The sequence below is a fragment of the Mesorhizobium sp. C264A genome (assembly GCF_040324515.1).
Taxonomy (GTDB): domain Bacteria; phylum Pseudomonadota; class Alphaproteobacteria; order Rhizobiales; family Rhizobiaceae; genus Mesorhizobium.
The window spans coordinates 201,340-215,223 of the sequence record NZ_JAMYVY010000001.1 but is presented as its reverse complement, the minus strand read 5'-3'; the positions used below and the strand labels follow the sequence as shown (position 1 = coordinate 215,223).

The following is a 13,884-nucleotide window of genomic DNA, read 5'->3' as shown; positions in this document are numbered from 1 at the left end:
GTGCCCACGGGCCTGGCTCGGGGGTAATCTCCTTTTTGGAATCTGCCCCAAACCGTCGTGAAAGGAGCCAGCTGATGCGCAATCGAATCAAGGCTGCAGGCATCGCAGGAATGCTTCTCGCAATCGGCATCGCCAGCGCGGCCTATGCGCCGACAATCGCTCCGGTTTCGACCGCGCAGGCGCAAACGGAATATCTTCCCACCGAAAAGGATTTCATCGGCAAATGGAGCATCGCAGGGTCCGCAATCCGGCCACCGCGTGATCTGAAAGAGCCGGCGAAGCCCGACCAGGAAGCGTCTGCGACCGAATTTCAGCAGACTGTGACCGCCTTTTATGGCGCCTTCGACTATCTGGAGATCACGGCGGACGGCCGCTACAATTTTCACCAACCGGGTGACCCGGCATCGGGGCCTTGCGTCTGGTGCGGGACATGGTCGTTCAAGAACGATTCCCTGTGGCTCGAACTGGACACGGCGCCCAGGCTCGACATCTACGCCGAGGGCGGCGACATGCAGATGACCTACACGGCCGAGCCTGAAGAGACGTCACGATACAAATGGCTTGTTTTCAGCTGGACCAAGGCTGATTGAACTGAGGGGTGAGGCGTTCTCGCGCACGCCAACCGAAGCATCGGTGTCAAGCCCGATCTCCTGAGGCGGGCAGTCAGTCCATGGTTGCATTGTGCGAGGAGTTCACCATGGCCATACTGCCCCTCCAATCAACGGAGGAGTAGCAGATGCGGCGTAGGACTTTGCTCGGGCTCGCGGTTTCCATCGCAGCCACCCTTTCAGTACCGGCGGCCTGGGCCGCCGATTTTCCGGACCGGACCATCACCATGGTTGTCCCCTTTTCCGCCGGTGGCTCGACGGATCTGGTCGCGCGCCTAGTCGCCAACAAGATGTCCGAAAAGCTGGGCCAGCAGATTGTCGTCGAAAATGTCGGCGGCGCCGGGGGCAGCATCGGCGCTGCCCAGGTCGCCCGAGCCGAACCGGACGGCTACACGATCCTGATGGGCACGGTCGCAACCCACGCGCTCAACCCGCTGATCCTGAAGACAAAGCCCTACGACGCGGAGAAGGATTTTGCGCCGATATCGTTGCTCGTGCTGGTGCCAAACGTCCTGGTCGTAAACCCTGAATTCCCCGCCAAGGACGTCAAGGAACTGATCGAGATGCTGAAGAAGGACCCGGACAAATATGCCTACGCCTCATCAGGCAATGGCACCCCGCTGCATCTCTCCGGCGAGCTTTTCAAGACGATGGCCGGCGTCAGTATGCAGCACATTCCCTACAAGGGCGCCGGACCGGCCTTGAACGACGTTATCGGCAATCAGGTGCCGATGATGTTCGACAACCTCCCCTCTTCATCGGGCCATATCAAGAGCGGGACGCTGAGAGCGCTTGGCGTCACCACCAAGGAGCGCGTTCCCTCCTTCCCCGACATACCGGCCATTGCCCAAACCATTCCCGGCTATGAAACCTACAGCTGGAACGCTCTGTTCGCGCCCGCAGGCACGCCGCCGGAGGTCGTCGCCGTTCTTCAGAAGGCGGCAGTTGAAGCCCTGAAAGACCCTGATGTGATCGCCCGCATGGCCCAGTTCAGCGCCTCGATCGTGGCCTCCACCCCGGAAGAGCTTGGAGTGCATGTGAAGGCCGAACTCGCCAAATGGGAACCGATCGTCAAGGCCAGCGGCGTTCAGCTGGACTAGGGCCTACGGCAAAGTACTGCGGGCTTTTCCTGGCGCTACGGCGCCGGGGCCTCAAGTCGAGGCTGAGCCCGCCGAATGCCTTCGTCGCGGGCGCCGCGCATATAGCCGCGCGGCGAGGCGCCGAGCATGCGCTTGAACATGGTTATGAATGCCGGCACGCTGTCATAACCGAGGTCGAGCGCCACCCTGGTGATCGGCTCGCCATCGGCGAGCCTGGGCAGGGCCGCAAACAGGCAGGCCTGCTGGCGCCAAGTCGACAAGGACAGTCCGGTCTGGCGCTGGAAGGCGCGGGTGAACGAACGGCGGCTCATGCCTGCGGCATCCGCCCACTCGTCGATCGTGGCGTGCGGCGAAGGTGCCGCGACAAAGCGTCGGCAGAGCGCCGCCAGCTTCGGGTCGGACGGGAACGGCAGCCCGAGCGGCCGTTCCGGCAAGGTCGGGATCTCGTGCAGCAACAGGTTCATGATCAGCCCGCCGCGGCCTTCCAGTTCGCCGCCTTGCGGCAGCTTTTCCGATTCGACGATCAGGCTGTGCATCAGCTCGGTGATGCCGACGACGCGCAAACCTTCCGGCAGGCCGGGGATAGCGCCCGGCATGACATAGACCGAGCGCATCGAGACATCGCCCAGCATTTCGACAGAATGCTCGGTGCCGGCCGGTATCCACATTGCGTGGTCGGGCGGCACCATCCAGCGCCCGTACCTGGTCGTCACCAGCACGACACCGACCAGCGCATGCAGCAGCTGGCTGCGGCTGTGGCGGTGTTGCGGCACGAGGTAACCGTCGGGATATTCGGTCGGCAAAGCCACCGCCGGCCCGGAAACCTCCTCCAGCCACTGCCAGCGGCTTTCGTGCAATCGGCCGAGATCGGCATTGCCGGCGCGGAAGATGTCCCTGCCATGTGGCATCGGCTATGGCCCACTTGCGAAACTATTGGACCAAACCACGAAAGAAGTCGCCTCGCAAGCGGCTTATAAGGCAGCCATCCCCAAGGCGCTCCGCAGGGGCGTCGCCCAAGCGCTTCAGACGAGCGTCCTTAAGGCGGTCCGCGGGAGCGGCCGCCAAGCCTGCCCGCGGGCAAACACCCGCCAAAAAGACCTCGGAGCCTGCCTTGACCGATACGACAGCCACCAGCATTGCACCGCAGCCAAGCGCCAGCCTCCCTTCAGCCCAGGCGACCGCCTTCACCGTCATTCTGGCGGTGAGCTTTTGCCACGGCATCAACGACATCATGCAATCGCTGCTGCCGGCGATCTATCCGCTGCTGAAAGAGAATTACGGTCTCGATTTCTGGCAGATCGGTCTTCTGACCTTCACCTTCCAGGTCACGGCGTCGCTGCTGCAGCCGGTCATCGGCATGATCACCGACAAGCGGCCAATGCCCTATTCGCTGCCCTACGGCATGGCGTCCTCGCTGATTGGCCTGATCGTTCTGGCCTATGCCGGCCACTATGCGCTGCTTCTGGTCGGCGCCTCGCTGATCGGAATCGGCTCGGCGATCTTCCATCCGGAATCCTCGCGCATTGCCCGCTTTGCCTCCGGCGGCCGCTTTGGCCTGGCGCAATCTTTGTTCCAGGTCGGCGGCAATTTCGGCCAGTCGATGGGGCCGCTGCTCGCTGCCTTCATCGTTGTGCCCTTCGGCCAGACCAGCATTTCATGGTTCGCCGTCGGGTCTCTGATCGGCATCATCGTTTTGTCGCGGGTCGGCGGCTGGTACAGCCGGATGCGCGCCGCGCAGGGCAATCGCAAGGCGGCAAGCTTCGTCTCCCCCTTCCCGCGCAAGAAGGTGATGGGAGCGCTGGCGGTGCTGACGCTGCTGGTGCTGACCAAGAACGCCTACATCGCCTCGCTCTCCAGCTACTACACCTTTTATTCCATCCATAAGTTCGGCGTGTCGGTGCAGATGAGCCAGGTCATGCTGTTCCTGTTCCTCGGCGCCTCGGCGCTGGGCATCCTGCTCGGCGGACCGTTCGGCGACCGCTACGGCCAGAAGGCGATGATCTGGTTCTCGATCATCGGCGTGCTGCCGTTCACGCTGGCGCTGCCCTACGCCAATTTCGAATGGACGATGGTGCTGACGGTGCTGATCGGCCTGATCCTGTCCTCGGCCTTCTCCAACATCGTCGTGTTTGCGCAGGAGTTGGTGCCGGGACGTGTCGGCACCATCGCCGGGTTCTTCTTCGGCTTCGCCTTCGGCATGGGCGGCATTGCAGCCGCCGTGCTCGGCGTCGTCGCCGACATGAAGGGCATCGATTTCGTCTTCCAGATCTGCTCGTATCTGCCGCTGCTCGGCCTGCTGACGGTGTTCCTGCCCAACATGAAGGAAGCCAGGAAGACGCAAGCGGCGGCCAGATAAAACCGGTCGATTTTGCGGATTTGACGCAGGGCGCGGCATTGCTGCGCCCTCTGTGATTCTTTCACCATGCGCTGGTTGAAAAGCCTGCTAGAGATAGTCATCAACGAAGGCTTGGGGCCTTCGACGTCTCTGGGGGATGACATGCGCAAGATCGTATTGGCCGTATTGGGTGTGCTTCTTGTTACCTTGCCGGCGACGGCACGCATCGTTCCCTTTCCGCCGGGTTTCAAGACGCAGTCCGTCGAAACCAACGGCACCAAACTCTATGTGCGCGTTGGCGGCAAGGGTCCCGCCGTCGTGCTGCTGCACGGCTTTGCCGATACCGGAGACATGTGGGGCGCCGCGGCCATCGCCCTCGCAAAGGACCACACCGTCATCGTGCCGGACCTGCGCGGCATGGGTCTGTCGGCCCACCCGGAAGCGGGCTACGCCAAGAAGAACCAGGCCGTCGACATCGCCGGCGTGTTGGATGCCCTGAAGATCGACAAGGCAGATCTCGTCACCCACGACATCGGCAACATGGTCGGCTATGCGCTCGCCGCTCAGTATCCCAAGCGCATCACCAAATGGGTTATCATCGACGCGCCGCTGCCCGGCATAGGCGACTGGGAAAAGATCAAGCAAAGCCCGCTGCTTTGGCACTTCAACTTCCGCGGCCCTGATATGGAGCGGCTGGTCGCGGGGCGCGAGCGCATCTATCTCGACCGCTTCTACAACGAGTTGTCGGCTGACCCCAAGAAGATCGACGAGGCGACGCGCAGGCACTACGCCAAACTCTATGCCCGCCCGCATGCGATGCATGACGCCTTCGAGCAGTTCAAGGCGTTTGACCAGGACGCGATCGACAACCAGGCGATGCTTGCCGCCGGCGGCAAACTGACCATGCCGGTACTGGCTGTCGGCGGTGAAAAATCCGCTGGCACTACGCAGGCCGATCTCCTGCGGCTTGTTGCGACCGATGTCACGCGCGGCATCGTGCCCGCTTCCGGACACTGGATCATGGAGGAAAACCCCGACGACACCGTCAAACTGATCACTGGTTTTCTCGATAAATAGGCACTGTCCCGCTGACATTTCGACGAAAGCAAATGCACCCGCCCGGCGGCGGGTGCCTTGCCTATCCAACTGGACGATGTCTATTCAACTGAACGATTCTACGCCTTGAAGAACGCCAGCAGGTCGGCGTTGATCACATCGGCGTGCGTGGTCGCCATGCCGTGCGGAAAACCCTTGTAGACCTTGAGCTCGCCCTTTTTGAGGAGCTTGACAGCCACCAGCGCGGAGTCGGTGATCGGAACGATCTGGTCGTCGTCGCCATGCATGACCAGCACCGGCACGTCGATGGCCTTCAGATCGTCGGTGAAGTCGGTTTCCGAGAACGCCTTGATGCAATCGTAATGCGCCTTGGTGCCGCCCATCATGCCCTGGCGCCACCAATTCTCGACGACAGCCTGCGATACCTGGGCGCCGGGGCGGTTGAAGCCGTAGAACGGGCCGGCCGCAATATCGTGGAAAAACTGGGCGCGGTTGGCTGCCTGGGCGGAGCGGAAACCATCGAACACCTCGATCGGCAGGCCACCCGGATTGGCCGCCGTCTTCAGCATGATCGGCGGCACCGCGCCGAGCAGTGCGGCCTTGGCGACACGGCCACCGGAACCGTACTTCGCGACATAGCGGGCCACTTCGCCGCCACCGGTGGAATGGCCGACATGGATCGCGTCCTTGAGGTCGAGATGCGCCGCAAGCTCCGCGACATCAGCGGCGTAGGTGTCCATCTCGTTGCCGGTATCGGTCTGGGTGGAGCGGCCATGGCCGCGCCGGTCATGGGCAATGACGCGATAGCCCTTGGACAGGAAGAACAGCATCTGGGCGTCCCAGTCGTCGCTGCTCAGCGGCCAGCCGTGATGGAAGACGATGGGTTGTCCCGTTCCCCAATCCTTGTAGAAAATTTCGGTGCCGTCCTTGGTGGTGATCGTGCTGCTGCCGGGCTTGGTCATCTCGCTCTCCATTGATTGCTTCCGCGATAATCAATATCGCGATAACCATACGACTAACGCAGGTCCAAATCCTTGTCCACAGAAAATATGTACCGCGATATCATTTTTCGTGGTACATATTGATGTGCTCAGTCGGCAAAGGAATGCCTCGTGCCTCTCCCGTTGGACAACCAGCTCTGCTTCACGCTTTACGCCACCAGCATGGCAATCAATCGCACCTACAAGCCCATGCTGGACGAGATGGGCATCACCTATCCGCAATATCTCGTGCTGAACGCACTTGCCGAAGCCGGCGGGATGTCGGTCGGCTCGATTGCGCACAGGCTCGCTTTGGAATCGAGCACCATCACGCCGCTGGTGAAGCGCATGGAACAGGCCGGTCTCGTCACCCGCCAGCGCAGCCAGACGGACGAGCGCCAAGTGCAGGTCGACCTGACGCCTGCCGGCCGCGCGCTGCTCGTCCAGTGCAACTGCCTCAACGAAACCCTGATCGAACGCTCGGGCATGACGATGGCTGATCTCGATGCCTTGAATCGGCGGATCCAGGCGCTGCGCGAAGCGTTGAGCAGCAAGCCGGACTAGCTGCCCTACAAACACGCCAGGCTTAATCCTTGCCGGCCAGCCAGCGCACGACGTTGCCCATCAGCTTGCCGTAGAGCGGCCATCCCAAAAAGTCCTGCGACAGCCAGTGTGGGCCGATGTCGGTCGCCCACGCGACGGTGCGGCCACGGCCATGCTCACGAACCGCAAGCAGCGGCCAGTCCGTGCCGCGATACTGGCAAGTCGCCAGAAGCTGGGACGAGCCGTCGCGCCTGAAATCGAGTTTGTTCATGCCGAGGATCGGCGGCAACGGACCCGCGACACCGGCAAGGATCGGATGCGACGCCTGAAGGATCGACGGCTGCAGGCCTTGCGGCACTTCCAGCCCGTCCGAGAATGGCAGGCAGCGCACGGGCAGCACGTCCTCGACCGGGGTGTCGTGGAAACGCGCCGTGCCGAACATGCCTTGGAACCCCATATAGCCGCCGGCCAGCATCAGCCCGCCGCCGCCTTCGACATAGGCCTTGAGGACGTCGAGGCGGTTGACGCCGATGCGCCCGGCGCGGGCCTCCGGCGTGACCAGCAAGGTCAGCGCGCCGACATCGGAGATCACCACCGCCTGGTATTCGGCCAGCGCGTCGAGGTCATACGGAAATTCGGCCGCACAGCGATCGCCACCGATCTGCGTCACCGCTATGCCCTCTGCGGCAAGGGCGGCATTGAAGGCCGTCGCGCCATTCACCCATGTCGCACTTGTCAGAACGTCGCCGCCGGCAGCGACCGACGTCGTCGCCGCGAAGGTCTCGCCTGCCAGCAAAAGTTTCATCGTCGCCCTCACGCTTTTCGACTGAGGATTGAAAGGCGAGCGCCGGCTCGAGCCGGCGCCCGCAAAGCCTTGGGAGGCTTAGAGCAATTCCAGGAAAAGTGTGACCGGTTTTCCGTCCGGAATTGCGTAAAACAAAGGGATAGAGCGGTTCGCCGTTTCCGTGAAACGGTGAAACGCTCTAGAACTTAAACTCGGCCAGATTTTCCGGCGTCACGATCTTGGCCGGGCCGAGGATCAGTTCGCCGCTGGCCCCGATCGTGTATTCGCCGAGCCTGCCCGCCGTGAACTTCTCACCTTCCTTGCCGGTGATCTTGCACTGCGCCAGCGCCTGGGCCGCCTGATAGGTCAGGTAGCCGAGATCGGTGACATTCCACCAGATGTCCTGGGCGGCGCCGTCCTTGATGTATTTCGAAATCAGAGTGGCCGGCGCAAGGCCGGTCAGCTTGACCTTGCCGATCATGCCGGCTTCCTCGAGTGCGCGCGCGGCCGCCGGAAGGCCTATGCCTGCCGGCACGATGATCACCTTGAGATCCGGAAACGCCTGCACCAGCGCCAAGGCCTGCTGCTGGTTGACCTGCTCGCTCTCCTCGCCATAGGCGACCTGCACCAGTTTCATCTTGGCGTATTTCGGCTCTGCCGCCATCTTCGCCTTCATGAAGTCGATCCAGGCGTTCTGGTTGGTCGCCGTCGGCGTCGACGACAGGATGGCGAACTCGCCTTCGCCGCCGCTGAGGTTGAATGCGCTTTCCAGCATCATTTCGGCCAGACTGTCGCCCTTCACCTGGTTCACGAACACCGCGCGCGCATCGGCCGCGACGTCGGAATCGTACGATATCACCCGGACGCCTTGCTGAACGGCGCGCTTCAGCGCAGGCGCAACCGCATTGGCGTCGTTGCCGGCAATAGCGATGACCCCGACCTTCTGCGACACAAGGCTGTTGATAAATTCGATCTGTGCCTCGGCCGTCGCCTGCGACGGGGCGACCTGGGTGGCGGTGCCGCCAATTTCCTTCGCAGCCTCCTCGGCGCCGCCGAAAGCCACCTTGAAGTAGGGATCGGTGTCGAGCTTGGGCAGGAAGCCGACCGTTACAGGTTCCTTGGCGCATTCCTGGCTGTATGCCAGCGAGGCCGGCGCAAGCAGAACCGCGGATGCGAGCAGGGCTATTCTAAACGCTTTCATTGTGTCTCCTCCGTCAGAATTCGGGCTTGAAGAAAGGGGCCCGAGATCACCCCTTGGTTTCGCGCAGGACGCGCGATCTTGACAGCCGCTCCTCCAGGGAGCGCCAGTAGTTGGAGACCAGCAGCGAGCCGATCAGGAGCAGGCCGATGATCATGCCTTGGGCGTCGCCGCCGATCTGGTTGAGCGCCAGCACGTTGCGGATGATGGCAATCAAGAGCAGCGCCAGCATGACGCCGGTGAGCCGCCCCTTGCCGCCAAAGACACTGACGCCGCCGAGCAGCACGATGGTGATGACGTCGAGCTCCATGCCGAGCGCATTGTTGGCGCGGGCATTGGAAAGGCGCGCGGTGTAGACGATGCCGGCGATGGCCGCGACGACACCGGAGACGACGAATAGCCTCAGCACCATCTTGCGCGTGTCGATGCCGGAATAGCGCGCCACTTCGGGGCTGCCGCCAAGCGCATAGATGCGCTTGCCGGTCGGCGTCTTCTGCAGCACCACCGCGAAGATCGGCGCCAGCAGCAGGAACGGCACGATGGTCCACGGGATTTGTGTGCCCGGCAGATTGCTGATGCCGAAATCGACAACCGCCGGCGGCAATATGTTGACCGAACCGGTGCCGAGCAGGATGTAGCCAATGCCCCGATACAGCGCCATGGTGCCGAGCGTCACCACCAGCGACTGCAACCCGAGGCCCGACACCAGATAGCCGTTGAAGGCGCCGAGCAGGCCGCCGAAGACGAGCGTCAGCGGAATGGCGGCCAGCGTCGGCACGCCGGCCTGGACAAGCAGGCCAAAAATCACGGATGTCAACGCCAGCACCGAGGCGATCGACAGGTCGATCTCGCGGGTGATGATGAGCAGCGTCATCGGCAGGATCAGCAACGCCTTTTCCGAGGCGCTCGCCCCCAGCTGAGAAAGGTTAAAGCCGGAAACGAAATTCGGCACGAAGACCGCCGCATAGATAAAGACGGCGAGGCAGGCGGTCGCCAGCAGCAGATCCCAGAAGTCGATCGAGCGGATAAACTTTCTCATCTCGCCCTCGCCTGTCTTGCCTGTTCGGCACGCCGCACGATGAAGGTGTCGATGCCGATGGCAACCAGGATCACCAGGCCATAGACGCCCTGCAGCCAGAGCGGGTCGACACGCACCAGCGTCAGCCCGTTCTTGATGACCAAGAGAGTGAGCGCGCCAAGGATGATGCCGAGCAGCGTGCCCGAGCCGCCGCGGATGGCGACGCCGCCGACCACTGCAGAGGCGATCACCGTGAGTTCGAAGCCGAGCGCGACGCGGGCATCGATGGTGGCATAGCGCGATGCCCACAGCGCCCCGCACAGACCGCCGAGCAGGCCGGCCATGCCGAAGGCCAGCAGGATGCGCCGGTCGACCGGGATGCCGATCAGCCGTGCGCCGTCGGGATTGGAGCCGGTGGCAAACAGCTCGCGCCCGGTTGCGGTGCGATAGAGCAGCACATAGCCGGCGCACAGGATGACAATAGCGATGATGACGATCAGCGGCACGCCTGCGATCTTCAGCCCGGTCATGTCGAGCCAGGCTTGCGTGACTTCGTCGGCGCTGACCTGGTCGCCCGCCGCCCAGATCGAGTTGAAACCGCGGAAGATCGACATCGAAGCCAGCGTAACGACGATGGCCGGGATCTTTCCCCTGGTAACGACTAGGCCGTTGAGCAGTCCGGCAAAGCCGCCGACCGCGCAGGCGGTGATCAGGCCGATGCCGATGTCCAATCCGGGATAGGCCTGAACCATGCTGGCCGCCATATAGGCGGAGAGGCCGATCACAGCTGCGATCGACAGGTCGATGTTGCGGGTGATCAGCACCAGCATCTGCGCCAGTGCGGCGACAATCAGCAAGGCCGCGTCCATCGACACAGCGGTGAGGTTCGCCGCGCTCACCATGCGCGGGTTGATGATGGTGACCGGAATGGCGACGGCGAGCATTGCCGCAAGCAGGCCGAATTCCCGCCGCTTCAGAAAATCGAACGGTCCTTTTGCCTTTTCCTCCTCGGCGGCGCGTTCTATCTGCGCTGCCTGGCCGGCACGTTCATCGGTCCTGGTCGCCGCTTCCAGTACTTTTTCCTGCGTGGCTTGCCCGCGCGAAAACTCGGCAGTCTGGCGGCCTTCGCGCAGCACGATAATGCGGTCGCACATGCCGATCAGTTCGGGCATCTCTGACGAGATCAAAAGGATCGCCATGCCTTGCGCGGCAAGGTCCGCGATCATTGCATGCACTTCCGCCTTGGTGCCGACATCGATGCCTTGCGTCGGCTCGTCGAGGATGAGCACGCGCGGCTCGGTGCGCAGCCACTTGGCCAGCACCACCTTCTGCTGGTTGCCGCCGGATAACTCTTTCACCGGCTGCCCGTAGCCGGAAAAGCGCAGCTTCATGCGCTTCAGCCAGTCCGCCACCAGACCGATGGCGCGGTCGGTGCCGTAGAGACCGCGTTGTGCGGCCTTGTCGAGAACAGGTAGCACCGCATTGTCGAGGATGGAGAAATCCATCACCAGGCTCTGGCCCATGCGATCTTCCGACACATAGGCGATGCGCGCATCCATGGCGTCGCGCGCCGAGGCGAACTGCACGGGCTTGCCGTCGATCAGGATTTCGCCGGCGTCGGGCCGGTCGATACCGAACAGCACGCGCGCAATCTCGGTGCGTCCGCTGCCGACCAGGCCGCCAAGCCCCAGCACCTCGCCGGCGTGAAGCTTGAGGTCGATACCGGTAAAGCCGCCGGCGCGCGAAAGTCCCTTCCCCTCCAGCACCAGCGCGCCTGAGGCATGGCGCCGTTCGGGATAGAGGTCGGTGACTTCACGCCCGACCATCATGCTGATGGCGGCAGCACGGCCAAGCTCGGCCTTCGGCTTGACGCCGATCAGGCGCCCGTCGCGCAGCACCGCGATGCGGTCGGCGATGCGGAAGATCTCGTCCATACGGTGGCCGACGAACATCATCGCCACGCCGTGCAGCCTGAGATCGGCAACGACGGAAAACAGCCGCTCGACCTCGCGCTGCGACAGCGCCGCCGTCGGTTCGTCCATGATCAGCACGCGCGCATCCAGCGATAGCGCCCGGGCTATTTCGACCAGTTGCTGTTCTGAGGTACGCAGGGTTCCCAGCCGCGTTGCCGCCGGCACGTCGAGGCCGACGGTCGCCAGCACCTTGCGGGCGCCGGCCAGCATGGCGGCATTGTCGATGCCGCCAAAGCGGTCGCGCGGCATGTGGCCGAGATAGATGTTCTCCGCCACCGACAGATCGGGAAACAGGCCAGGATGCTGGTGCATGACCGCAATGCCGGCCGCCTGCGCGTCATGCGGCGAATGGAAGACGGCTGATTTGCCGTCAACCTCGACATGACCGCTGGTGGGAGAATGCACACCGGCCAGAAGCTTCACGCAGGTGCTCTTGCCGGCGCCGTTTTCGCCAAGCAGCGCCAGCACCTCGCCGGAGCGCAATTCGAAGGAGGCGTCCTTGAGCGCAATCGTGCCGCCGAAAGCCTTCGTCGCCTGAACCAGGGCAACAGGAACAGCCCGCACCACCGCAGCGTCGGCTTCGCTTTGTGTGCTCGAGTGCAGCACGTCTCCTCCCTGACTAGTTATTTTTTCAATTTGCTATATTAAATAGCGCAAAGGCGCAACGGCAAAATTGACTTCCATGGTTCCGACGCGCACTGTCGCCGCCAACATAGGCACCGCAGGGTGCGCTCGGCCGCAGGTGGTTTGCGGGCTTCGCGCCGGGAACGGGACATTTGGGGAGTGTGCGGGTTTTGTCAGGGAAAGGCAGCAATTCTGTCAAAGTTCGGCACTATAATGAGCGTTTCGTGCTCGACGCCATCCGTCGCCTCAAGGAAGCCTCCAAGTCCGATCTGGCGCGCGCGGCAAGCCTGACGCCGGCGGCCGTCGCTGCCATCGTCGACGGCCTGGAATCTTCCGGATTCGTAAAGCAAGTGGGAAAAAGGTTCGGGCAGCGCGGTTCGCCCTCCACGCTTTACCGGCTGACGCCGGAGCGCATCTACAGCGTCGGCATCAAGATCGGCCGGCGTGCGCTTGAAGCCGTTCTGGTCGACTTCGCCGGTGAAATCCGCGCAAGAGAGTCGCACGAATACCGCTTCCCCGATCCTGATTTGGTGCTGAAGGCCGGCAACATGGCGCTGGCCACCTTCGAAAAGCTGGTGGATGGGCTTGGCGATGCCAGCATCGTCGGCGTCGGCATTGCCTCACCCTATTTCCTCGGCGGCTGGAGCGAGGAACTCGGCTTTCCCGACGATCTCGGCAGCCGCTGGGAGGCGATCGACCTGACGACATGCTTTGCCACGCCGGCGAAGACGCCGGTGTTCGTGGAAAACGACGCCACGTCGGCGGCGCTGGCCGAACTTGTCCAGGGCGCCGGCGCCCGCTTTCGCGATTTCATGCACATCTCGATCGACACTTTTGTCGGCGGCGGCCTGGTGCAAGGCGGCAGGGTCCATACCGGGCCGCATGGCAACAGCGCTGCCCTCGGACCCTTGCCGGTCTCGCCCTCAAGCCTCGATTCGGTGGCGGCGAAGCCTGCGCGCTACCAGAGCCTGCTGCATCGCGCCTCGATCTATGTGCTGGTCAATCACCTGAGGTCGCGCGGCGTGGTGATCAATCGTGTGCGGGAACTCGATCCGTTGCCAGCCGAAGCGCGCGTGCCGCTGTTCGAATGGATCGACGATTGTGCGAGCGCGCTGGTCGAGGCGATCATCGCCATCACCTCCATCATCGACATCGAGGCCATCGTTCTCGACTCGATCCTGCCCAGGCCGATCCATCTCGAACTGCTGGCAAGGGTGCAGACCCAGTTCAACCAGGCCAGCGCAATCGGCATCGTGGCGCCGGAGATCGTGTCGGGGCAATTCGGCCCTGAGGCCTCCTCGATCGGCGCTGCCATGCTTCCGTTCTCGGCGCTGCTGGCGCCCGACAGCGGCGTGCTCATGATCGGCAAGGACCGGACGAAACTGCTGAGCGCTCTGTCCACGCTCGGTGGCGCCAAGGGAAACGGATCAAATCCGCCCACCGACCTGCCGGCCTGAGCGCAATGCGGCGCGCCCAACGCAGGCATCGGCCGCCCTTGCCCGCCATGGCTTGCACGCCTGCCCGCCTTCCGCTATAGAGCCGCCACCCGCGTAGACACCCTTGGAGGCAACGCGGCGGAAGGCTGCCTTCCCTTGTGATCCCGAACAAAGCTCCGCGTATGCGGTTTCTGGCATTCGGACATCCAGGCCTGGCGGCTTTCGACGT

The 13,884-nt window shown here is 63.1% G+C and carries 12 protein-coding genes; 6 read left to right on the top strand and 6 right to left on the bottom strand.

Annotated elements, in window-relative coordinates; translation table 11 throughout:
* Positions 1-74: 74 nt before the first annotated feature.
* Positions 75-590 carry a hypothetical protein gene (locus NKL04_RS01100; protein ID WP_023686120.1) on the top strand — a complete coding sequence of 172 codons (516 nt, stop codon included), beginning with the start codon at positions 75-77 and terminating at the stop codon, positions 588-590.
* Between the two features lie 146 nt (positions 591-736).
* Positions 737-1,708 (top strand): Bug family tripartite tricarboxylate transporter substrate binding protein, encoded by a 972-nt coding sequence (locus NKL04_RS01095; protein ID WP_031209489.1) that lies wholly within the window; start codon positions 737-739, stop codon positions 1,706-1,708.
* 35 nt (positions 1,709-1,743) lie between these two features.
* Here NKL04_RS01095 and NKL04_RS01090 read toward each other — a convergent pair whose 3' ends face one another.
* Entirely contained in the window at positions 1,744-2,616 is an 873-nt protein-coding gene (locus tag NKL04_RS01090; RefSeq protein ID WP_023670047.1) for an AraC family transcriptional regulator, read from the bottom strand.
* 203 nt (positions 2,617-2,819) lie between these two features.
* Between NKL04_RS01090 and NKL04_RS01085 the strand changes: the two genes are divergently transcribed.
* Together NKL04_RS01085 and NKL04_RS01080 are read left to right on the top strand one after the other, a co-directional pair.
* Positions 2,820-4,064 (top strand): MFS transporter, encoded by a 1,245-nt coding sequence (locus NKL04_RS01085; protein ID WP_031209488.1) that lies wholly within the window; start codon positions 2,820-2,822, stop codon positions 4,062-4,064.
* A gap of 141 nt (positions 4,065-4,205) precedes the next feature.
* Positions 4,206-5,120, top strand: coding sequence for an alpha/beta fold hydrolase (locus NKL04_RS01080; protein WP_023701580.1), 915 nt, complete (start codon positions 4,206-4,208; stop codon positions 5,118-5,120).
* Between the two features lie 98 nt (positions 5,121-5,218).
* Here NKL04_RS01080 and NKL04_RS01075 read toward each other — a convergent pair whose 3' ends face one another.
* Positions 5,219-6,061 carry an alpha/beta fold hydrolase gene (locus NKL04_RS01075; RefSeq protein WP_156951488.1) on the bottom strand — a complete coding sequence of 281 codons (843 nt, stop codon included), beginning with the start codon at positions 6,059-6,061 and terminating at the stop codon, positions 5,219-5,221.
* 150 nt (positions 6,062-6,211) lie between these two features.
* Here NKL04_RS01075 and NKL04_RS01070 point away from each other — a divergent pair, with 150 nt between their 5' ends.
* Positions 6,212-6,643: a MarR family winged helix-turn-helix transcriptional regulator gene (locus NKL04_RS01070; RefSeq protein WP_023670043.1), complete on the top strand. Its 432-nt coding sequence runs from the start codon at positions 6,212-6,214 to the stop codon at positions 6,641-6,643.
* A gap of 22 nt (positions 6,644-6,665) precedes the next feature.
* Here the strand turns inward: NKL04_RS01070 and NKL04_RS01065 are convergent, their stop codons facing one another.
* The 4 genes from NKL04_RS01065 to NKL04_RS01050 form a co-directional block, all read right to left on the bottom strand.
* Positions 6,666-7,427, bottom strand: a complete 762-nt coding sequence (locus NKL04_RS01065) for a glutamine amidotransferase (protein ID WP_023701577.1) — start codon at positions 7,425-7,427, stop codon at positions 6,666-6,668.
* A gap of 178 nt (positions 7,428-7,605) precedes the next feature.
* A complete protein-coding gene (locus NKL04_RS01060; protein ID WP_023701576.1) occupies positions 7,606-8,607 on the bottom strand; it encodes a rhamnose ABC transporter substrate-binding protein in 1,002 nt (333 codons plus the stop codon).
* A 46-nt stretch (positions 8,608-8,653) separates the two neighbouring features.
* A complete protein-coding gene (locus tag NKL04_RS01055; protein WP_023701575.1) occupies positions 8,654-9,643 on the bottom strand; it encodes an ABC transporter permease in 990 nt (329 codons plus the stop codon).
* Complete coding sequence (locus tag NKL04_RS01050; protein ID WP_352712010.1) at positions 9,640-12,201, bottom strand: ATP-binding cassette domain-containing protein; 2,562 nt, start codon at positions 12,199-12,201, stop codon at positions 9,640-9,642. The genes NKL04_RS01055 and NKL04_RS01050 overlap by 4 nt, the downstream gene beginning before the upstream one ends.
* Before the next feature lie 242 nt (positions 12,202-12,443).
* Here NKL04_RS01050 and NKL04_RS01045 point away from each other — a divergent pair, with 242 nt between their 5' ends.
* Positions 12,444-13,676, top strand: coding sequence for an ROK family transcriptional regulator (locus tag NKL04_RS01045; protein ID WP_023701572.1), 1,233 nt, complete (start codon positions 12,444-12,446; stop codon positions 13,674-13,676).
* Positions 13,677-13,884 lie beyond the last annotated feature (208 nt).